This window comes from Microbacterium sp. AZCO, assembly GCF_039614715.1.
In the GTDB taxonomy this organism is placed as follows: domain Bacteria; phylum Actinomycetota; class Actinomycetes; order Actinomycetales; family Microbacteriaceae; genus Microbacterium.
The window spans coordinates 778,695-797,630 of record NZ_CP154857.1 but is presented as its reverse complement, the minus strand read 5'-3'; the positions used below and the strand labels follow the sequence as shown (position 1 = coordinate 797,630).

19 protein-coding genes are annotated in these 18,936 nt (G+C 67.1%); 10 read left to right on the top strand and 9 right to left on the bottom strand.

Going from position 1 to position 18,936, the window contains the following annotated elements; all coding sequences use genetic code 11:
* Positions 1-481 precede the first annotated feature (481 nt).
* The 5 genes from AAIB33_RS03700 to AAIB33_RS03680 all read right to left on the bottom strand — a co-directional run bounded on the left by AAIB33_RS03700 (position 482) and on the right by AAIB33_RS03680 (position 6,813).
* Positions 482-832, bottom strand: coding sequence for a sulfate permease (locus tag AAIB33_RS03700; protein ID WP_345802210.1), 351 nt, complete (start codon positions 830-832; stop codon positions 482-484).
* 82 nt (positions 833-914) lie between these two features.
* Complete coding sequence (mobF, locus tag AAIB33_RS03695) at positions 915-4,403, bottom strand: MobF family relaxase (RefSeq protein WP_345803371.1); 3,489 nt, start codon at positions 4,401-4,403, stop codon at positions 915-917.
* A gap of 219 nt (positions 4,404-4,622) precedes the next feature.
* Positions 4,623-5,777 carry an MFS transporter gene (locus AAIB33_RS03690; protein ID WP_345802209.1) on the bottom strand — a complete coding sequence of 385 codons (1,155 nt, stop codon included), beginning with the start codon at positions 5,775-5,777 and terminating at the stop codon, positions 4,623-4,625.
* Between the two features lie 5 nt (positions 5,778-5,782).
* On the bottom strand, positions 5,783-6,466 hold the full coding sequence (locus tag AAIB33_RS03685; protein WP_345802208.1) for an MIP/aquaporin family protein: 684 nt from the start codon (positions 6,464-6,466) through the stop codon (positions 5,783-5,785).
* On the bottom strand, positions 6,463-6,813 hold the full coding sequence (locus AAIB33_RS03680; RefSeq protein ID WP_345802207.1) for a metalloregulator ArsR/SmtB family transcription factor: 351 nt from the start codon (positions 6,811-6,813) through the stop codon (positions 6,463-6,465). The genes AAIB33_RS03685 and AAIB33_RS03680 overlap by 4 nt, the downstream gene beginning before the upstream one ends.
* A gap of 88 nt (positions 6,814-6,901) precedes the next feature.
* Between AAIB33_RS03680 and AAIB33_RS03675 the strand changes: the two genes are divergently transcribed.
* Genes AAIB33_RS03675 through AAIB33_RS03640 form a run of 8 tightly spaced genes read left to right on the top strand, consistent with a single transcriptional unit; the run spans position 6,902 to position 13,158 of the window.
* Positions 6,902-8,215, top strand: coding sequence for an FAD-dependent oxidoreductase (locus AAIB33_RS03675; protein ID WP_345802206.1), 1,314 nt, complete (start codon positions 6,902-6,904; stop codon positions 8,213-8,215).
* Between the two features lie 17 nt (positions 8,216-8,232).
* Positions 8,233-8,727, top strand: coding sequence for an N-acetyltransferase family protein (locus tag AAIB33_RS03670; protein ID WP_345802205.1), 495 nt, complete (start codon positions 8,233-8,235; stop codon positions 8,725-8,727).
* A 2-nt stretch (positions 8,728-8,729) separates the two neighbouring features.
* Positions 8,730-9,008 carry a hypothetical protein gene (locus tag AAIB33_RS03665; RefSeq protein ID WP_345802204.1) on the top strand — a complete coding sequence of 93 codons (279 nt, stop codon included), beginning with the start codon at positions 8,730-8,732 and terminating at the stop codon, positions 9,006-9,008.
* 32 nt (positions 9,009-9,040) lie between these two features.
* The gene (locus tag AAIB33_RS03660; RefSeq protein WP_345802203.1) at positions 9,041-9,934 is read left to right on the top strand and encodes a metalloregulator ArsR/SmtB family transcription factor; all 894 of its coding nucleotides are present in this window, start codon (positions 9,041-9,043) and stop codon (positions 9,932-9,934) included.
* A gap of 49 nt (positions 9,935-9,983) precedes the next feature.
* Positions 9,984-10,403, top strand: coding sequence for an arsenate reductase ArsC (locus AAIB33_RS03655; protein WP_345802202.1), 420 nt, complete (start codon positions 9,984-9,986; stop codon positions 10,401-10,403).
* Positions 10,400-11,347 carry a PstS family phosphate ABC transporter substrate-binding protein gene (locus AAIB33_RS03650; protein WP_345802201.1) on the top strand — a complete coding sequence of 316 codons (948 nt, stop codon included), beginning with the start codon at positions 10,400-10,402 and terminating at the stop codon, positions 11,345-11,347. The genes AAIB33_RS03655 and AAIB33_RS03650 overlap by 4 nt, the downstream gene beginning before the upstream one ends.
* A gap of 30 nt (positions 11,348-11,377) precedes the next feature.
* Positions 11,378-12,760 (top strand): FAD-dependent oxidoreductase, encoded by a 1,383-nt coding sequence (locus tag AAIB33_RS03645; protein WP_345802200.1) that lies wholly within the window; start codon positions 11,378-11,380, stop codon positions 12,758-12,760.
* Positions 12,757-13,158 carry a low molecular weight phosphatase family protein gene (locus tag AAIB33_RS03640; protein ID WP_345802199.1) on the top strand — a complete coding sequence of 134 codons (402 nt, stop codon included), beginning with the start codon at positions 12,757-12,759 and terminating at the stop codon, positions 13,156-13,158. Before AAIB33_RS03645 ends, AAIB33_RS03640 begins: the two co-directional genes overlap by 4 nt.
* Positions 13,159-13,401: 243 nt before the next feature.
* Here AAIB33_RS03640 and AAIB33_RS03635 read toward each other — a convergent pair whose 3' ends face one another.
* The 4 genes from AAIB33_RS03635 to AAIB33_RS03620 form a co-directional block, all read right to left on the bottom strand.
* Positions 13,402-14,535 (bottom strand): hypothetical protein, encoded by a 1,134-nt coding sequence (locus tag AAIB33_RS03635; protein WP_345802198.1) that lies wholly within the window; start codon positions 14,533-14,535, stop codon positions 13,402-13,404.
* Positions 14,532-15,488 (bottom strand): hypothetical protein, encoded by a 957-nt coding sequence (locus AAIB33_RS03630; protein ID WP_345802197.1) that lies wholly within the window; start codon positions 15,486-15,488, stop codon positions 14,532-14,534. Before AAIB33_RS03630 ends, AAIB33_RS03635 begins: the two co-directional genes overlap by 4 nt.
* Positions 15,488-16,003: a hypothetical protein gene (locus AAIB33_RS03625; RefSeq protein ID WP_345802196.1), complete on the bottom strand. Its 516-nt coding sequence runs from the start codon at positions 16,001-16,003 to the stop codon at positions 15,488-15,490. Before AAIB33_RS03625 ends, AAIB33_RS03630 begins: the two co-directional genes overlap by 1 nt.
* Before the next feature lie 91 nt (positions 16,004-16,094).
* Positions 16,095-16,727 carry a helix-turn-helix transcriptional regulator gene (locus AAIB33_RS03620; RefSeq protein WP_345803370.1) on the bottom strand — a complete coding sequence of 211 codons (633 nt, stop codon included), beginning with the start codon at positions 16,725-16,727 and terminating at the stop codon, positions 16,095-16,097.
* Positions 16,728-16,965: 238 nt separating this feature from the next.
* On the opposite strand from AAIB33_RS03620, the gene AAIB33_RS03615 reads away from it, so the two are divergent.
* Together AAIB33_RS03615 and AAIB33_RS03610 are read left to right on the top strand one after the other, a co-directional pair.
* Complete coding sequence (locus AAIB33_RS03615; RefSeq protein WP_345802195.1) at positions 16,966-18,048, top strand: ArdC-like ssDNA-binding domain-containing protein; 1,083 nt, start codon at positions 16,966-16,968, stop codon at positions 18,046-18,048.
* A complete protein-coding gene (locus tag AAIB33_RS03610; RefSeq protein WP_345802194.1) occupies positions 18,048-18,929 on the top strand; it encodes a bifunctional DNA primase/polymerase in 882 nt (293 codons plus the stop codon). The genes AAIB33_RS03615 and AAIB33_RS03610 overlap by 1 nt, the downstream gene beginning before the upstream one ends.
* The last annotated feature ends 7 nt before the right edge of the window (positions 18,930-18,936 follow it).

The following is an 18,936-nucleotide window of genomic DNA, read 5'->3' as shown; positions in this document are numbered from 1 at the left end:
AGCGGCACGGCGTATAAGGGCGACCTGTCCGACAGGGCTGCTGGTGCCGACAACCCGATCGCCTGATTGTGAAGGTCTCGACCGCGCCGACGTCCACGCGTCATCGTCCGACTCAGCCAGCGCGTTCGCCCAAAGGACGGCGAGCGCGAGCAGTGCGTCCTCCACAAGCCGAATCCTGCGTCGCGTCGAAATGGAGGCTCTGCCTCGCGAAGCTACGGGAGGCGCGATTGAACCCCTCTGAACCGACGGCCCAGCGCTGCGGGATCGTTGTTGCAGAGGAGAACATCGCGACGAACAAGACGGAAGGCGGTGGGCATTGCGCGCATGACGGTCGTCGCACGTGCGGATGCGACGCGCCTACCGGTTCGCGACTTTCGCCCGGTAACTTGACCCGCAAGACCCGTGCAAACACATGAACTTTGAGCGGGCGACATTCGAACCCGCGACTGCCGGCTGACGTCGTGGCGTCCGCGGTTCGGTCTCAGCCGACCGTCATCGTTTCGTTCGAGGCCACTCCCGCGCCGCGGTAGCGACGCTCGAGCGCCCGCACGCGGACCAGCCGAACGAGGGTGATCGGCCCGTTCACCACGAACTTCAGCGCGTTCCACAAGCACACCAGCACGAGCAGGTTGATCCATCCGGGAGCGCCGCCGGCGACCCACTGCGCGAGGGCGGCGGCGAGCACGACGTAGACGACGGCAAGGAGCATCGCGGGCACGCCCCACTTCAGGCCGCGGCGAGTGTGCGTGGCGCGGATGATCATGTTCGTCGGCATCGTCCGCTGGAAGAACGCGTAGATGCGACTTACGATGGCGATCAGCAGTTGGAACATCGGCCAAGCCTCTCCTTCAGGCATGGGGCTTGCAGTTGCGCTCAGGCTACGCCCGCCGCTCGGACGTCGATAGGACCATCCGCTACAAGCTGTGGACAGCGTGAGCGCGCGCAGGTGGCCGCTGTGGCTGTGTAGGAGCATCCGTCCGCGACAGCCAGATCGCCCGATCCCGCGCCACGGCTGCGGCCGCGGCATCCATTCGCTGGTTTGGCGATGCAGCGGGAGCACCGAGCGCGTCATCCTCGAAAACGCTGTACCGGTCTCGGTAAGCCGCAATGATGCGCGCCTGCTGCCGCCACTCACCCGCTCGCGCCGGACCGACGGGGACGCGCCCGAGCGAAGCGATCCACCCCTCCCCCGACGTCAACGCGGATTCGACTAGCACTGATGCGCGCTCCTCGATGAGGTGTGCCCGTTCGTCGAGGGCACGCCGCATCTCGGCATCCATCTCCCCCATCGCCGCCGGGATGAGGCCGGCGATGAGCCGCCCCCCGCTCCCCCGCGAGCTGCCGCTCAATGGCTGAGCGAGGACTCGCTCGAGGCGCTCGTGGAGCACGGCCGCGGCATCCTGAGCATCTTCGAATCCACGCGCGGCGACGATCCGCGGAAGCAGCGTCCCAACGTTGTAACCGACCGCCTCCGCGCGTCGAAGGCCCGCTGTCAGGGCGCCGAAAGCGTCCGAGGTAGTCGCCGCTTTGGCCAGTTCGGCTGGCAGTCCGCACACCCGAATGAGACTCGTCCACCGTGCCCGCTGGGCGGACGCCGCGATCGTGTCGTACTCGGCCGCGAGCTGCGCGATCGATCCCCAGGTCTCCTGCTCGGCGGCGATCGTCTCGTGTGCCGACAGCTCGGCGCCGACGTGAACGAGCACGCCTGCGAGGATGTCGCGGGCAGTGGCATCCGGACGCTCGCCGGGATGCCGAGCGGAGTGGTTGTCGTCGGGGCGCGACACGACGACGTACGCCGTGTTCGAGGCTCTCCCCCGTGTCATCGCGACGTACAGGTTCTCGCGCGTCGTTCCGGGCTCGATTACGGCGTGCGCGGTGTCGGTAGTGATCCCCTGCGCACGGTAGGCGGTAACCGCGTAGCCGAGATCGACGTTCTCAGCCACGTACTCGGCCGGCAGAGTGAGTGATCGGGCGCCAGGGCGATCGGTGTTCTGCACACGGAGAGAACTGTCGCGGCGCACCGCGACGACCTTCCACCGTGCACCGTTTCGCACCCAGTCATTTCCCGAGCGCAGGCGTCGGTCGTTCTTGCGGGTGATGACGACATCACCGACGGATGCTGCGCACTCATCCCGCAGGGATGCCTCGGCCGCGGCATTCACGACACCAGAGGTGATCAGCTCGGCGCGCGCCCGTCGGTTGAGCGCCGCAACCGCTTCGCCTGTCTCGGAAACGAGAACCGATGACTTGCCCGACGCCACGTCACGGAGCCACGCGCTGAAGGCGGCGTTGGTCATCGCGTCGGCGTCGCCACCGATGATCCGGTCGTGCGTGCCGTACGCGTCGAGGGCTTGCAGGCGCCCGTTGCGCAGATCGAGAGATGCCTCCTTCTCCCACGCATTGCGGAAGCGGTGTACATCGGCGAGCTCAGGAGCATCGGAGCGTGCTTCGACGAGCATCCGGAACGCACCGCCGGCGTCGACCGACTGTAGCTGCGCCCAGTCCCCCACCAGGAGCACTTTCGCGCCTGCCTGCGTCGCCAGCGTGCTGATGCGATCGAGCGTGAGCGTGCCGGCTAGGGATGCCTCGTCAATGATGACGAGCTGGCCAGCGCGCACCGTTGCACGACCCTGGCGATGCTCGTGCAACCACTTGGCGGTGTTCTCGGTGGCGATGGCGAGGTCGTCAGCGAGTTCGCGCGCGGCCGCAGCAGAAGGTGCGAGCCCGATGACGGAGCCACGTCCGTGCCCGTGTTCCCACGCGAGGCGCAACGCGTGCATCGCGGTCGTCTTGCCGGCCCCCGCCGGCCCGATCAGCACGTCCAGCGATCGCGCGGAGGTTGCAATCGAGTGGAGCGCCGCGCGCTGATCCCCTCCGAGGACAATCCCGCGATTGCGGCGTGCACGCTCGGCATGCTCGAGAGTTGCAGCGCTGGCCACCGGCGCTTCGGTCGCGTGCGACGCGGCGAGCAGGCGCTCCTCGGCATCCAGTAGCGCAATCGATGAGTAGCGCGCGGAGTTGCGCGGGCGGAAGACGCTCGTCTCGTCGGCACGCCGGAACTCGGCGGGCGAGACCGTGAGCTCGGGTGGAGTGAGCCGCGTGGAGCGCTGTAGAGCGGCATCCGTGATCATTCCGACGATCACCTCGCGGTCTTCGGTCGCGGCGAAGCGCCAGCTCATCGTCTGCCGTGCAGTCTCGGCGTAGAGGTTCCAGCGCGTCCATGTCGAGCGACGCTCGCTGGCGGCTTCGACGACGCGCGCTGCGATCTGATTCAGGATGCCGGGCGCTACGTCCTCCGCGCGAAGCGGCGTCTGCGCGTCGCGGCGATTCACGGCGTCACGCGCCCACACGGTCGCGTCACGGCCGAGCACACGGCTGGCCCGTGCACGCCAGTCGTGAGTGAGATCGGAGAGGGATCGGAGTTGCTTCTCGGGGCGCGTCGCGAGCGTCGCCTGCTGGCGCAGACGGATGATCGTCACCATCGACGGCGCGCGGCCGTGCTTGGCGGCATACTCGTCGATGAGCCTGTCCTTCTCGATGTCGATGTGGCGCGAGCGAGACGAGAACTCTCCGACGAGCGACTCGGGAACGCTTGCGATCGCCCACACCGGGTTGCGGTCGGCTTCGCGCTCACGCTGCTCCCATTGGACGCCGAGCGAACGCGATAGGTGGTCGGCAAAAAGGGAAGAGTGCAGTTCGGAGAGCGCAACGGTCGCTGCGTACAGCGGACGCCCATCGAGCGAGCGCCACTTGCCATCGAAAGCTGTGCGCACCTTGTTGCTCACCACGACGTGCGTGTGCAGTTGTGGATCGCCCGCCCGCGAGTCGAAGTGGTCGAACCCCGCGGCAACAAGCCCCGTCACTTCGACCTGTGCGACGGCGCCGTCACGCCCCGCTTCGCCGGCTCGGGTCGCGGCGAGTTCGCGCTCCACGAAGGCGAGGACGTCGTCGATCGCTTGGTGGTGCGCGGCGGCGATTGTGGCTTGGGTGTTGGCATCGGCGACCGCCCAGAGGACAGATGCCGACTTCGGAAGGGAGAACGTGAAGTCGTAGCCGGCGACGGCATGTCGGCGGGTCGATGCGGGGCTCGGTGGCGTGGTCGCCCGGTCTGGGCTCGCCTCAGAGGCTGCGTACTCGGGGTACGCGCGGCCGAGTGGCGAACCCGTTCCCGGGTCTCGCCCCATCCCCAGCAGCAGCTCGAGCTGCGCTTCGGAGACTCGAGAACCCGCGCTGATCCTGCCGCCCGCGAGCCCCGGCAGCCCGCTGCCGAGCCAGCGGCCTGGCGGCGTGCCGGCCTCGGCGTAATAGCGGGTCAGCGGACTGGAGAGTGGTCGCTCACCGTCTGCGGCGGCGACGGTGCGGAGGAGGTACTTGTAGCCATCCCCCGCGCTCATCACCCGCATCGACACCGACACTCGGCACCGCCTCTCTTTCGTAAGAAGGTGCGCAGCCGTGCCCGCTTCAGCGGGTACGGCCCTCGATCTGCAAGACGTGTAGCGACTTCTGAGGGGCCGTGGCACTGAGGCAGCAGGAGGCGGAGAAACCGCCGGCCGATTGCGATCCGCAGCGCTGCGTCGGTGCGCCTCGGCCGAGGTCCGCATGACCCGGACTTCCCGCCAGAGCTACCGGCGGACGGCTAACAGGCCGCCCGTGAGGCAGACGGCTGCCATCAAGAGGCCCATCGCTTGGTATGAGCCAAGTGTGGTGGCGACTGTCGCCGCAGTGCCAGGCGCGAGGGCTGTCAGGGCCGCGACGGGTGCGGCCAGAGTCCCGTTGAGGCGCCCGTATCCGGTTGTGCCCCACCGGTCCGAGACAGCTGAAGCCTGCACGAGGGTGAGTGCGCCACGGATCGCGCCGGTGACGATCGCGGTGGCGATGATCCATCCTGGCTGCGCGGCGATCGCGTATCCGGCGAGGAATCCGGCACCTGCGACGCCGACGGCGGTTGCAGCGATCCAGGGCGCGGTGCCGTGTGGAATCGCGAGGTAGACGAGTCGCCCCAGCACTTGTCCAGCGCCGATGAGCCCAAGCACCCAGGATGCAGCTTGCAGATCGAGTCCCTTCTCAGCTGAAGCAGGAACGGCCGACAGGGTGACCGAGTACAGCGAGAACGACAGCAGTGCGAGCGCGAGCGTGAGCAGCCAGAAGCGCATGCTGGTGATGACTGTCGGCGCTGCGGTACTGACATCCGTTTGCGTCTGAACCGAGGCCCAACTGCGTTCGACCGTGAGGGCATAGGCCGGGATGACCACCACCGCCAACGTGCCCGCGAGGACGACAAACGTCACTCGCCAGCCGGTCTCCGAGACGAGCCAGCCGGTGATGGGAGCGAAGAACGTCGACGCGAGGCCACCCGCGAGGGTGATGATCGTCAAGGGTGTACGCCGCGCCTGGCCATGCCGATGCGTGATCACCGTGAAGGCGGCCTGGTACAGGATGGCCGACTGGGCCGCGCCGCCGATGATCCATGCCGTGGCGAAGAGGCCAACGTTGGGGGCTGCCGCGGTGGCAAGGACTGCCACCGTGCCGGTGACCGCGCCGACCAGCATGATTCGGCGCGGGTGATGGTCCAACCAATGCCCGGCGGGCGCAGCGCATGCCGCCGAGGTGAGGAGCGCCGCGGTGACGATGAGGAAGATCGTCTCTTCTCCCCAGCCGGTGTCGGCGGCGATCGCGGGCGCAGCTACCAGGATGGCGTAGTAGAGCACACCCCACGTGACGACCTGTGACACGGCGAGGGCCGCGAGTCCCAGGCGCGGTCGCAGCTGCGTGGCCACTGCACTCAGGCTGTGGCCGGCTCTGGCGCCGGGACCGGGAACAGGGCGCGCACGAGAAGCCACCCCAGGCCTGCGCCGACCAGTTGCGCGGTGATGAACGGCAGCGCGGACGCGGGCGCGATGCCGGCGAAGGTGTCGCTGAACATGCGGCCGATGGTGATCGCCGGGTTCGCGAAGCTCGTCGACGAGGTGAAGAAGTACGCCGCCCCGATGTACGCGCCCACCGCGGGGGCGGCCAGCTGCGAGCGGCCGGTACGGACCAACGCGAAGATCACCAGGATCAGCCCGGCGGTCGCGATGACCTCACTGAGCAGAAGCGGGAAACCGTTGCGATCGGTCGTGCTCCACGACACAGCCGGCGCGCCGAACATCACGTTGGCGAGCACCGCTCCTCCGATGCATCCGAGCACCTGCGCGGGCAGGTAGAAGCAGACGATCGACCACTTCCGGCGGTGCAGAAGGACGTCAGTCAATGTGACGACCGGGTTGAAGTGGGCGCCGGAGACGGACGCGAAAACCATAATCAAGACCGCAAGTCCCAGAGCGGTCGCAAATGCGTTCTCGAAGAGCTGGAGGCCGACATCTTCCGGAGAGAGTCGCTGCGCGGCAATGCCGGAGCCGATCACGACCGCAGCGAGACCCGCGCTGCCGAGAAACTCCCCGGCAACGGAGCGAACCGTCGTGCTCACGAGGCGACGAGAAGCTGCGAGACGCGGTCCAACGCGCCGGGAACGAGCTTGAAGTACGCCCAGGTGCCCCGCTTGCTGCGCTCGAGGAACCCCGCAGCGGTGAGGATCTTCAGGTGATGGGAAACTGTTGGCTGGCTGAGCCCGACCGGCTCGATGAGATCGCACACGCACGCCTCGGAGTTCTCCGAGGCCGCGACGATGGACAGCAGGCGGAGCCGCGCGGGATCGGCAAGAGCCTTCATCGTCGTGGCGAGTTGCTCCGCCTCCGTTGCGGACAACGGCTCTCGCACCAGTGGCGTGCAGCAAGCGCCGGCGGTGATGTCGGTCACCTCGAGCAGTGTGGTCATGCATCGAGACTAGTCGATATTGACAGGTATCGATAGTTGGGTCCAGAATCGAGGTATCGAAGTTCGTCGATATCTTCTGGAGGATGCTGTGACTCTGCTTGATCTGACACCCCGTGTCGCTGTCACCGATCGGCTCTCGACGTTGCCGGTCGCGATCATCGGGGCGGGCCCGATCGGGCTAGCGGCGGCCGCGAACCTCGTCGAACGCGGCATCGACTTCATTCTGTTCGAGTCCGGCGATGAGGTCGCAGCGAGCGTGCGGGCCTGGGGCCACACGCGGCTGTTCTCGCCGTGGAAGCACTTGGTCGATCCGGCATCTCGGCGGCTACTGGAAGAAGCCGGATGGGAGCTGCCCGACCCGGAGCGTGCCCCAACCGGAACGGAGCTGGTTGACAGGTACGTCGCGCCACTGGCTGCCCTGGACGAGATCTCCGGGCGGATCCGCACCGGCGTCGAGGTGATCGGCGTGACTCGCGAGGGCATGGACCGCACCCGGACAAGCCGTCGGGCGGCGACGCCCTTCCTACTGCGGATCCGTACCGCGAACGGCGAGGTCGAAGATGTCGCGGCGCGCGCCGTGATCGACGCGTCGGGCACCTACCTCTCCCCCAACTCCCTCTCCTCCAGCGGCCTCGAGCTGCTGGGCATGGCCGACATCGCCGACCGTGTTACCCCCGCGCTTCCCGATGTGCTCGGCAGGGATCGTGCCGAGTTCGCCGGGCGGCGGGTGACGGTCGTGGGCGCCGGGCATTCCGCCGCGAACACGCTGCTTGCGCTGGTGAAGCTGGCTCGCGAGGAAGTCGGCACCACGGTCACCTGGCTGATCCGCAACGCTAACGCGGTGCGGGTCTCGTCCTCGCCCGACGATGAGCTGATCGGTCGCGCGCACCTCGGCAGCCGTGTCGACCGGGCGGTGGAGCGTGGCGACATCGCCCTGATCGACGGGTTCGAGGTCATCCGTGCGCGCCGAGCAGGCGACGCGGTCGAGTTGGTCGGCCACCGCCATGGAGAGGTGGTCGCCCACGAGACTGACATCGTGGTCAATGCGACGGGGTTCCGGCCGAATCTCGACATCCTCCGTGAGATCCGCCTCGAGTTGGACGAGATCGTTGAAGCGCCCAAGCGTCTGGCTCCGCTGATCGACCCGAACGTGCACTCCTGTGGCACCGTCGAGCCCCATGGTTTCCGCGAGCTGACCCACCCGGAGCAGGGGTTCTTCATCGTCGGAATGAAGTCCTACGGGCGGGCGCCGACATTCCTGCTCGCCACCGGGTACGAGCAGGTGCGCTCGGTGACGGCCTGGCTCGCCGGTGACACCGCATCCGCGTCGAACGTCGAGCTGGTGCTTCCCGCGACCGGCGTCTGCTCGACCGACGCCGGCAATGGCGGTGGATGCTGTTGAGGGCACGTGTGCGCGAGATGACCCCGGCCGACTGGCCGATAGTCGAGAAGATCTACGCGCAGGGCATCGAGGACGGCGAGGCGACGTTCGAGGTCGACACTCCCACCTGGCAGTCGTTCGATGCGGGCAAGCTGCCCTCGCTGCGGTTCGTCGCCGTCGACGCAGGCGACGCCCTCGTCGGCTGGATCGCCGCTTCGCCCGTGTCTTCCCGCCCGGCGTACCGCGGGGTCGTCGAGCACTCGGTTTACATCGACCGCCGTGCTCGGGGACGAGGCATCGGCCGCCGCCTCCTCGACGTGTTCATCGACGCTGCCGAGGACGCGGGGATCTGGACGATCCAGTCGAGCATCTTCCCTGAGAACGGCGCGAGCCTCAGACTCCACGAGGCAGCGGGGTTCCGTGTGGTGGGTCGACGCGAACGCATCGCCCGATCGGGGACCGGCCCGCACGCCGGCTGCTGGCGCGACACCCTCCTCATCGAGCGTCGCAGCGACGCGGTGGAGCGCAACTGAGCATGGACGACGCGACCATCCGGCGATACCTCAGCGAGTCGCGCCTGATCGTGCTCGACATCGTGAACGGCGGTGGAGCTCGCGATAGCGACGATGTCGCGCGGGTGTGGGCTGAGCGTCGGACGGCTCTCACATCCGCTCACGCCCGCCGGTTGCCGCGGATCGCCGGCCAGATTCTCTGGCAACTGGCGAGCCTGCACTGGATCGAGCGCTCGGACGGGGCGTGGGTGGTGACGAGCCTTGGGCTCCGCGCCCGTGATCTGGCGTTCGCGCTCGTGTGACGCCGACCGGAGTCGTCGATAGACTTCCGTCTATGAATCCTGCGGTGAGCATCACCTCATTGGGGGATCAGACCCGTGTGCGCATACTCCGACTGATCCGTGACTCGCAGGATGGGCGGGCCCTCGTCGGGGCACTGGCGAAGTCCCTGGAACTGCGGCAGCCGACGGTCAGTCACCACATGAAGGCGCTGCACGACGACGGCATCGTCGTGCGCGAGCCGGACGGGCGCCGCGTCTGGTACTCGATCGCCCCTGCCCACGCCGATCTTGTCGACTCGATCCTCGGCGGCGCAGAGCCCGCGGACGAGCCCGATCTCGAGCGCATCGCCGATGACCTTTCCGTCCGCTTCCACGGCGTGTTCAGCCGTGAGACCGTCCGCGCGATCGTCCTGGACAGCCACCAGCTCCTGGCGGGTCACTCGCAGTCCCCAATGCTGGCCAGCCGCACGGCGACGTTCGCCGCCTCACGGCTGGAGGCACTCCAACGTGATGACGTGCTCACGCCGACCGTGCCGACTGTGCTCTTCGTCTGCGTGCAGAACGCCGGTCGCTCGCAGATCGCGGCCGGAATCCTCAGGCAGCTCGCCGGTGACCGAGTCGCGGTGCGAACGGCCGGCTCGGAGCCAGTCAGTGATGTGCGCCAGAGCATCGTCACCGCGCTCAATGAGATCGGTGTTTCGCTGGGTGGCGAGTTCCCGAAGCCGCTCACCGATGAAGCCGTCCGCGCGGCCGACGTCGTCGTCACGATGGGCTGCGGCGACGCATGCCCGGTCTACCCCGGCCGCCGCTACCTGGACTGGGAACTCGACGACCCGGTCGGCAAGTCACCTGAGCAAGTTCGTGCGATCAGGGACGACATCGAAGGGCGCGTCCGCAGGCTGCTCGATGAGTTGTTCCCCGAAAGTTCATCTGCCCCGACTCGATAAATAGATAGATCACGGTCTATGCTTTCTGGTGAGAGAAAGCGAGACCGCCATGAGCGACAAGCCCACCGTCCTGTTCGTCTGCGTCCACAACGCCGGCCGTTCGCAGATGGCGGCGGGGTACCTCCGTGCGCTGGGTGGCGACGATGTCGAGGTCATCTCCGCGGGGTCCGCACCCAAGGACGTCATCAACCCGGTGGCCGTCGAGGCGATGGCCGAGGAAGGCATCGACATCGCCGGCAACACCCCGAAGGTGCTGACCGTCGACGCCGTCAAGGAATCCGACGTCGTCATCACGATGGGCTGCGGCGACGCGTGCCCGATCTTCCCCGGCAAGCGCTACGAGGACTGGGAACTCGACGACCCAGCCGGGCAGGGGATCGAAGCCGTCCGTCCCATCCGGGACGAGATCCGCCTGCGCATCGAGGCGCTGCTCGACGACCTGCTTCCGGAGCGGGTGGCGCAGCCATGAACCGCACGGCGCCGCTCGCCGCGGCGACGATCCTCCTCGCGGCACTCGCGTTGAGTGGATGTGCTGGCGAATCGATCGGTGACTCTGGCGAGACCGTGAGCGGGACCGTCGTCAGCGACGGCTCCTCCACGGTCGGCCCCCTCACGAAGGCGGCATCGATCCAGTTCGCGGGCGTCCAGCCGGACGTGGCGGTGACGGTCCAGATCACCGGCACCGGTGGCGGGTTCCGGTCCTTCTGCTCCGGCGAAACAGACATCTCCAACGCCTCCCGGCCGATCGACGACGATGAGGCAGCGAAGTGCGAGGCTGCGGGTGTCGAGTACACGGAGATAGTGATCGCCAACGACGGGATCTCCGTCGTGGTCAATCCCGAGAACGACTGGGTGGACTGCCTCACTGTCGACCAGTTGAAAACGATCTGGGCGGCCGAATCCCAGGGAGCGGTCACCAACTGGAACCAGATCGACCCCTCATACCCGAACGTTCCGCTCACGCTCTTCGGGCCGGGTGCTGATTCGGGCACGTTCGACTACTTCACCGAAGCAATCAACGGTGAAGAGGGAAGCAGTCGCAGCGACTACACGGGCTCCGAGGATGACGACGTCACGGTTCAGGGTGTCAAGGCAGACGAGGGTGCGCTGGGCTACTTCGGCTTCACCTATCTCGAAGAGAACGCGGACGTCGTCAAGGGCCTCGAGGTCGACGGCGGCGACGGCTGCGTCGCCCCGTCCGTCGAGACCGTGCAGGACGGCACGTACGCGCCGCTCGGCCGGCCGCTGTTCATCTACGTCAACAACAACTCCTACGCGGATGAGGCGGCGGTGAAGGCGTTCGTGGACTACTACGTCGACAATGCCGACGCGATCGCTCAGTCCTCGCTGTTCGTCCCGCTCACGGACAAGCAGACCGACACCGCGCAGGACGAACTCGCCAGCCTCGACTGACCGCCCCGCACAATCCGAAGGACTTCAGACATGCATATCGTCGCTATCGGCGGCAGCGACGCGGGGATCTCCGCCGCGCTCCGCGCCCGAGAGCTGGACCCCACTGTCGACGTGACCGTCGTCGTTGCGGACGAGTATCCGAACTATTCGATCTGCGGCATCCCGTATTACTTCTCGGGTGACGTGAAGCCGTGGCAGTCGCTCGCGCACCGCACTCACGCCGATCTCGAGGCGACGGGCATGAGGCTGCGACTGAACACCCTGGCGACCCGAATCGACGCCGAGCAGCGGCGCCTGACGGTCCGCGATGGTAATGGGGAATCCGAGATCTCGTACGACGAGCTCATCGTCGGCACCGGCGCCCTGCCCTCCTTCGCCGGCATCGCGGGGCTGGGCGATCTCGGCCCCGAGGACGGCGTACACGTCATCCACTCGATGGGTGACACCTTCGCGCTGGACGCGCACCTTGCCAGCCGTGCGCCCAACAGCGCGGTGATCATCGGCGCGGGCTATGTCGGCCTGGAGATGGCCGAAGGGTTCCGGGCGCGCGGGATGCGGGTGACCCAGCTGCAGCGTGGCCCCGAGGTGCTCTCCACCCTGGACCCCGAACTCGCGGCGCTCGTGCACGACGAGTTGGTCGAGCACGGCGTCGACGTGCACACGAACACCACCGTGACGGCCGTCGAGAAGGCCGACTCCGGGCTCGTGGTCCACGCCGAGCACCTCGGCGAGCCGGTGTCGCACAGCGCGGATCTGGTTCTCGCGGTCGTCGGTGTTCGCCCCAACACGGCCTTGCTCGAGGACGCCGGAGCGCAGCTCGGCGCGGGCCGGGCGGTGGTCGTCGACGAGCAGATGCGCACCGGTATCCCTCACGTCTTCGCCGCGGGTGACGGCGTCGTGACCCACCATCGCCTGCTCGGCGTCACGTATCTGCCGCTCGGTACCACCGCCCACAAGCAGGGGCGCGTCGCGGGCGAGAACGCGCTGGGTGGCGAGGCGCGGTTCGCCGGATCCGTCGGCACCCAGGTCGTCAAGGTCTTCGACATCGTCGCGGCGCGCACCGGGCTCCGTGAGCACGAGGCAGCGGCCGCCGGCTATGCACCGGCGACCACGCAGGCTGTGGCGGACGACCACAAGCGCTACTACCCAGGTGCGCAGCCGATCAGCTTCTGCATCACCGGCGACCGCGACACCGGGCGGCTTCTCGGCGCGCAGCTGGTCGGGCGTCTCGGCACTGAGACCGCGAAGCGCGTCGACACGTACGCGACCGCGCTGTTCGCCGGCCTCACCATCGACCAGGTCAGTGACCTGGATCTCTCGTACACCCCGCCGCTCGGGTCGCCCTGGGACGCCGTGCAGACGGCGACGCAGGCGTGGTCCCGCGCCCACCTTCCCCTTGGAGTCCCCGCATGACCACCCCGCCCACCGTCCTCTTCATCTGCCAGCACAACGCCGGCCGATCGCAGCTCGGCGCGCACCTGCTCGGTGTCATCGCGCCAGGCGAGTTTCACGCGACCAGCGCGGGTCTCAAGCCCGCAGACGAGATCAACCCGGTCGTCGCACAATCGCTTCAGGAAGTGGGGGCCGACACCTCTGCAGCACGTCCACGGCTGGTGACGGAGACGGATCTGGCGACCGCCGATGTCGTCGTCACAATGAAGCCCGGCTTGCAGCTCCCCGCGCCCATCCGCGGGCGGCACGTCGAATGGGAATTCCCCAACCCTGAGCACTGGGATCTCGATGGTGTGCGCGGAATGCGCGACGCCATCGCGGCTCGTGTCCGCATCCTTGCCGGGGAACTGTCCAGCTGAGTCGACTCGCCCCACAACTGCGTGGATCGGCGGTGCGACCTCAATCGGGCGGGAATGGCCTGTGTCTCCATCCCCGGCTTCCAAGGTCCCGCGAGTGATTCACGATGCGCGGTTCGATGCTCGGCGGCAGCAGGCCAGGGCCATGGCGCGTTTGTGAGAGTCGCGTCAATCGCGCGTCCGCAGGCTCATGATCTCCGGCGCAACCGGGTCCAGCGACATGAGCGCGCTCCCTCAGCTCCACCCTCACGGCGTCTGCGGCTTGCTTGCTTCCGAGCTGTCGAGCCAAGAGGTCAGCGCCGACCTGAAAACTCCCGGGTCGACGTTAGCCTCCCATCCATGCGGAGCTGCCGCTGTCTCCACAAGCGTGATGTCTGGGTGCGCGGCGACGAAGGCGCGCGTGAGCTCGAAGGGGATCTCCTCATCCCCTCTTGAGTGGACCACGGTCATCGGCACATGTGTCGTGAGGTTCTGACTCCAATCGAGCCGGTCGAAGTCGAGCGGTGCGGGCATCCCGAGCAGTCGACCCGCCAGTCGAGAGGCGAGCGCCCCCGTCACGAGGGAGGCAACGAACCTGGGCAGGCCAGCACGGTTCACGGCGTGTCGGATGATGAGCGACCAGTTCGTGGCAGGGGCGATCAGCGCAAGCCGGTCGAAGGCCGCTGGGTCGCGGCGAAGAAGCTCCAGAGCGAGACCCGCGCCCATCGACCACGCCACAACATAGACGGCTGCGGCCCCTCGAGATCGGGCGTATACGATCGCGTCGGCCAGATCGGTCCACTCACGCTGGCCCAGTGTGGAGGCCGATGCCGGCGGTCCGTCCCCCGAGCCTCGGTAGGTGATCACGAGGGAGGTCAGGCCGGAACTCTGTGCCACCTCGACGGAGCGCAGGGTCACGAGTCTCGAGGTACGAACACCCTGCACGTGAATCACCCACGGCGCCTCTGCAGTGCTGCCCTGGAAAAGCCACGCCGGCGCCGAGGTGCCGTCGCGAAGCGGCACCGTCACGTCCTCCCAGTCGGCGTCGATCTCGGCGGGCCCGCTTATGATGTGGCCGGTCCACTGAGCTTCGAAGGGATCCGTGCTCATCGGTGCAGTTTTGTTGAGCACCCGACGAGTGACCTGATCTCCGTCTGTCGACACCACGGGCCCGATCAGCGCGTGGTGTTCAAAACGTTCCCCAAACCAAAGGCCGTAGCTCCCGTTGGCAACCGTGAGGTCGCTCCGCGGCAGCTCGATCGCGTCGCCGACGCGACGCACGGTCACAGTCTTGCGCCGCGGTTCGACGCCAACAACGCGACGTGCCAGCATCCAGATCAGTGCTCCCGCAGCCGCCAAGAGCACCATTGACACCGCGGCCAAAGTGCCGATCAGTTTCAAGGTGCGGTCACCGTCCCCGCGGCACTCGACATCCGGACCACCGCCGGCGCCCTCATCTGTCGGTCGAGCATTTCGGTCGCGGCTCGAAGGAGAACTCGTTCACGCTTCGTCAACTCCTGGCTGTTAGCAATGTCGGTCAGGCGAACGGCAAGTCGGTATGTCTCGTGAACTGGGTCCTCATCAGGAATCGGCTTCACGATCATCCCGCGGTCGAGGCTTGCCTTCGCAAGGAGCCGCCCGAGGGTGGCGTTCATCGATCTCCGGCCCACGCGGGCGATGGCGAACAGGATGATCCCTGCACACACCAGCACGACACCGCCGTAGAACGGAATCGTGAATAGAGCCCCGACTGCTTCGACCGACGGGGTCCGCCCCAGGCCAGCGACGCGGAGGGTGAGGTAGACGATCTCGATGAGGCTCGCTCCGAGGATCGCCCACGCTCCGATGCGGATGAGGATGTACGGCCGCGGCTTGCGTCCGTGAATTCCGCGGAGCATCCGGACCATGATCAGGACGACGCATCCCATGTAGAGCGACGCGTACGCCCACAAGCCGAACTGATCTGCCGACTCCTTGATGAACTCATCCGTCGTCGATCCCCGGTCGGTGATCAGGAGGAAGGGCACGGTGAACGAGAGGAACATCGCGGGCAGCTCCCAGAGGCTGCGTGGATTGAATCTGCTGCCGTCGAGCGTGAGTGCTGCCTGCATGACGAACCAGAATGCTGTGGTTGCGAGGATGTTCTGGATGAGGTTCGCGACGTTTGTTCCCCCGAGCCATCCATCGACGATCGGCAAGGGAACGACAACCCCGACCATGAACACGGCAGCGAGCCCCGTGATCGTGGCGATCCACGTCAGTCGACTCGACGGCTCGCGAATGGCTGACGGCAACCGGATCAGGGTGAGTACCAGCAGCGCGAGGAACGCGACGGACTCGATGCTCAGCGTCATCACCCGAACACCGCCTCGTCGTGGCCGTGGCGGGGTTGAAGGAGCAGCCGCGACAAGAGCTGCGATAGCTTCTCAGCCTCTGCCTCGATCACGAGTTCGGTGTCGGCGAAGTCCAGGTCGAGTTCGAAGTCCGGGGTGACGATTCCTCGCGCGAGCACGGTCTGGCCGGCGCGGACGTGGCGAGATCCGGGATGCTTGACGGGCAGTGTCGCGCATCCTGCGTGCTCGAACACGACGTGCGACAGCTCGTGCAGCACCGTGTGGAACTGGTACCAGCGCGGGTCGGACTTGCGCACCAGGATCTTGGCCGAGTCGGCCGTCAACAGGACCAGGCCGGTGATGTTCTCCCAGTCGCGATCGCCGACGGGCTCCACGTCGATCCTCTTGCCGGTGGCCCGGGCGACTTGACGGACGATGTCTTCCAGTTCGATGTCACCGGGGAGGTCAAGGCGTTCGAGCTGCGCCTCTGCGCGGGCGCGCAACTCTTCATGATCTCGAGAAGCGCGGTAGCTCATGACGCCTGACCTCCGATCACGATCTCGACACAGCGATCGCTCGAATGATCCCCACTGTACGCCGCGGCGCAGACGAGGTCAGGTGAATGCGCTAATGCGCAGAGATCGACCTGAGGGTCTGCGCGATGGCGCGCAGCGCGGCAGGCGAGATCTCGCCGACGGCGCGCGCTGACACCGAGTCGGCGCCGGACGCCTTCAGCGCCTCGCGGAACTCGAAGTTCGCCTCCGCTGCTTCCACTGCGGCAGCGTCCTCGAGGTCGAGCAGGTACGCCGTCGGGACGCCGGCATACGCACCGACGCCTTCGAGCACTCTCACACGAACAGTGCTTGACTCACCCGCGAGCAGGCTTGACCACTCATCGCGGTCCAGCGCGACCCCACGTTCAGCGAGCTCGTTGAGGAGACCGTCGATATCGAACGCGGATCCGTCCAGGCGGGGCGCACGCGATACCGCGGACAACCGCCGCGCCAGTTCCTTCGCGTCCGTGTCGACCATGGGCTCGATCTCTCGAGCGTCGCCGATGGATGCTGCGACACGAGAGATCTCGTGCGGATGGGTCCCCAGAGCCTGAGCGAGCTTCTCGATGTCGTTCGCGTCGAACGGCGCGGCGCCCCTCAGCCGTCCATAGAAGTAGCTCGCCGACATCTCGGAGCGCTCGATCAGCTCCTGATTCGTCATCCCGGCCGCATCACGAAGTGTCGAGATTGCTCGCACGAGGTCCATCGACCACGCGCCAGCCTCACCCTGGGAACGTCTACCCACGTCCACAGGCTATCGCTAGGCACATCGTGTTCGTTTGCTATCTAATTCAGCACATCAAGCGTAGGTTACACCTATGTACGCACACGAGTCTCGCGCGCTCCCCCGTTTGCCGCCGACACGCTGACGACCCCGACGGTGAGTCGAGACGTACCTCTGCTGTTGAGGCCGCCGCACGCGGCTACGAAGAAGGGGACGTACCATGGCTCACCAACGATCCGGCGATGCTGTCACAGCGGCAAAGCTCGAGCGGCTCCACGCTCAGCTCGCTGATGCGGTAGCCGACCTTGTGACGGGCGACGACTGGAACCGCGCTCTCGCGTTTGCGGCCCGGTTCCGCTCTCGGTCGTTCAACAACACCCTGCTCATCTGGATGCAGCACGCAGCAGCGTTCGAGCAGGGCAGGGTCTCCGCCCCGACGCCGACATACGTCGCCGGCTTCCGGCAGTGGCTGACGCTGGGGCGTTCCGTCGATCGCGGACAGCCCGGCTATATGATCTTCGCGCCCGTCGTCCGCCGGTTCGCTTCGCGTACTCCGCAGATCGCCGAGTCGTGGCGTCGGCTCGCGCCCCGCGAGGCGCCTCAGCGAGGCGAGGCAGTGCAGTCGCGCTTGGTCGGCGTGCGTCCGGCATATGTCTGGGATGCCTCGCAGACCAGCGGTGAAGCGATCCCGGAGGAACCTCGGCCGCAGCTGCTGGAGGGTGAGGCGCCGCCGGGGATGTGGGACGGCCTCGCGACGCTCGTGCGCGCAAAGGGCTACTCGTTGCGCCTTGTCGACAGTGATCGGGACCTGGGAGGAGCGAACGGCATGACCGACTACCTCACGCGCAGCGTCGCCGTCCGGGGCGACATCGATCCTGCCGCGCGTGTGAAGACGCTCGCGCACGAACTCGCTCACGTGGAGCTCCACGGTCCTGATCATCCCGAGGCATCCCTGCATCGGGGAATCGGCGAGGTCGAGGCCGAGTCGGTCGCGCTAATGATCGGCGCGGCGCACGGGCTCGACACGTCGAGCTACACAATCCCGTACGTCTCGACGTGGGCTACCTCTGTCGACGGGAAGACGCCGGTCGAGGTCGTCCAGGCGACAGGTGAACGTGTGCGGTCGACTGCGGTCGCGATTCTCTCGCAGCTGCATACGGCTCAGGTGGGCGCAGGTGATCCGCCGGGGCTGTCGAGAGAGTCGACGACAGTGCGTCCCTGGGATCGGGTCGATGACACCAGCCTCAGCGGCTCCGATCGGCGGCACCCCTCCCGCTCCGCGACTGCCCGGCCGGTGCTCTGATGGACACCGCAGCGCTGCTTGCATCCGTGCTCGGTCTTTCACCGAGCGAAGGAGCGGCACGCTTCGCTCAGTCCGGAATCCCGATCTTTCCGTGCAAGGCCGCTGAGAAGCGCCCGCTGACGCAACACGGCTTCCGCGACGCGACCTCAGATATCAAGCAGATCAGACGGTGGTGGGCGCGATGGCCCGACTCGAACATCGGGATGCCGACCGGCTCCCGCTCCGGAATCGAGGTCGTCGACATCGATGTGCACGGTCGGGTGCGCGGATTCGGTCCCTTCGAACTCGCCCGCCGGGAGGGTCTGGTCGACCGCTGGCAGGTTCTGGTGAAGACAGCGTCCGGCGGCATGCATGCCTACTACCCCGCCGACCCGAAGAAACCTCAGCCGTCGTGGCAAGCATCAAGGTGTGGCATCGATTTCCGCGGCGAGGGCGGTTATGTGATCGTCCCACCGTCGCGGGTGGTGTTCGAAGGCAACGGATCGAGCTACGAGCTGATCGGCGTGGGGCGCCCAGGCGCCGTGCCGCTCGACGCGGTCGCCCTTCGGCAGTTTCTCGACCCCCGGCCGGCACCCTCAAGGAGCACCGCCACCACCGCCCATCGGGATGTCGACGTAGACCGGATCGCCGGCTGGCTTGCCACACGGATGGAGGGCGAGCGCAACCGAGCGCTCTACTGGGCGGCGTGCCGCCTGGCGGAGAACGGCCTGCCCGATGACAACGCTCGAGCTGTTCTCGGCCCGGCCGCGGTGCGCGTCGGGCTTCGAGAGGCAGAGATCCTCACAACCATCCGATCCGCGTACCGAACGATGGTGAGGGCGACACCACCCTTTCGCGCCCGCGCAACTAGCCCGTCGATGAAGGGACGCGTGATCTCATGACCTTCGA

Bases quoted from the DNA above. Each gene is read 5' to 3' on its own strand.
- AAIB33_RS03680 (WP_345802207.1), bottom strand. From the start codon at position 6,813: ATGACCACACTGCTCGAGGTGACCGACATCACCGCCGGCGCTTGCTGC.
- AAIB33_RS03655 (WP_345802202.1), top strand. From the start codon at position 9,984: ATGAGCGACAAGCCCACCGTCCTGTTCGTCTGCGTCCACAACGCCGGC.
- mobF (WP_345803371.1), bottom strand. From the start codon at position 4,403: ATGCGGGTGATGAGCGCGGGGGATGGCTACAAGTACCTCCTCCGCACC.
- AAIB33_RS03670 (WP_345802205.1), top strand. From the start codon at position 8,233: ATGACCCCGGCCGACTGGCCGATAGTCGAGAAGATCTACGCGCAGGGC.
- AAIB33_RS03700 (WP_345802210.1), bottom strand. From the start codon at position 832: ATGTTCCAACTGCTGATCGCCATCGTAAGTCGCATCTACGCGTTCTTC.
- AAIB33_RS03665 (WP_345802204.1), top strand. From the start codon at position 8,730: ATGGACGACGCGACCATCCGGCGATACCTCAGCGAGTCGCGCCTGATC.
- AAIB33_RS03625 (WP_345802196.1), bottom strand. From the start codon at position 16,003: ATGAGCTACCGCGCTTCTCGAGATCATGAAGAGTTGCGCGCCCGCGCA.
- AAIB33_RS03620 (WP_345803370.1), bottom strand. From the start codon at position 16,727: ATGGACCTCGTGCGAGCAATCTCGACACTTCGTGATGCGGCCGGGATG.
- AAIB33_RS03645 (WP_345802200.1), top strand. From the start codon at position 11,378: ATGCATATCGTCGCTATCGGCGGCAGCGACGCGGGGATCTCCGCCGCG.
- AAIB33_RS03615 (WP_345802195.1), top strand. From the start codon at position 16,966: ATGGCTCACCAACGATCCGGCGATGCTGTCACAGCGGCAAAGCTCGAG.
- AAIB33_RS03610 (WP_345802194.1), top strand. From the start codon at position 18,048: ATGGACACCGCAGCGCTGCTTGCATCCGTGCTCGGTCTTTCACCGAGC.
- AAIB33_RS03640 (WP_345802199.1), top strand. From the start codon at position 12,757: ATGACCACCCCGCCCACCGTCCTCTTCATCTGCCAGCACAACGCCGGC.
- AAIB33_RS03650 (WP_345802201.1), top strand. From the start codon at position 10,400: ATGAACCGCACGGCGCCGCTCGCCGCGGCGACGATCCTCCTCGCGGCA.
- AAIB33_RS03630 (WP_345802197.1), bottom strand. From the start codon at position 15,488: ATGACGCTGAGCATCGAGTCCGTCGCGTTCCTCGCGCTGCTGGTACTC.
- AAIB33_RS03660 (WP_345802203.1), top strand. From the start codon at position 9,041: ATGAATCCTGCGGTGAGCATCACCTCATTGGGGGATCAGACCCGTGTG.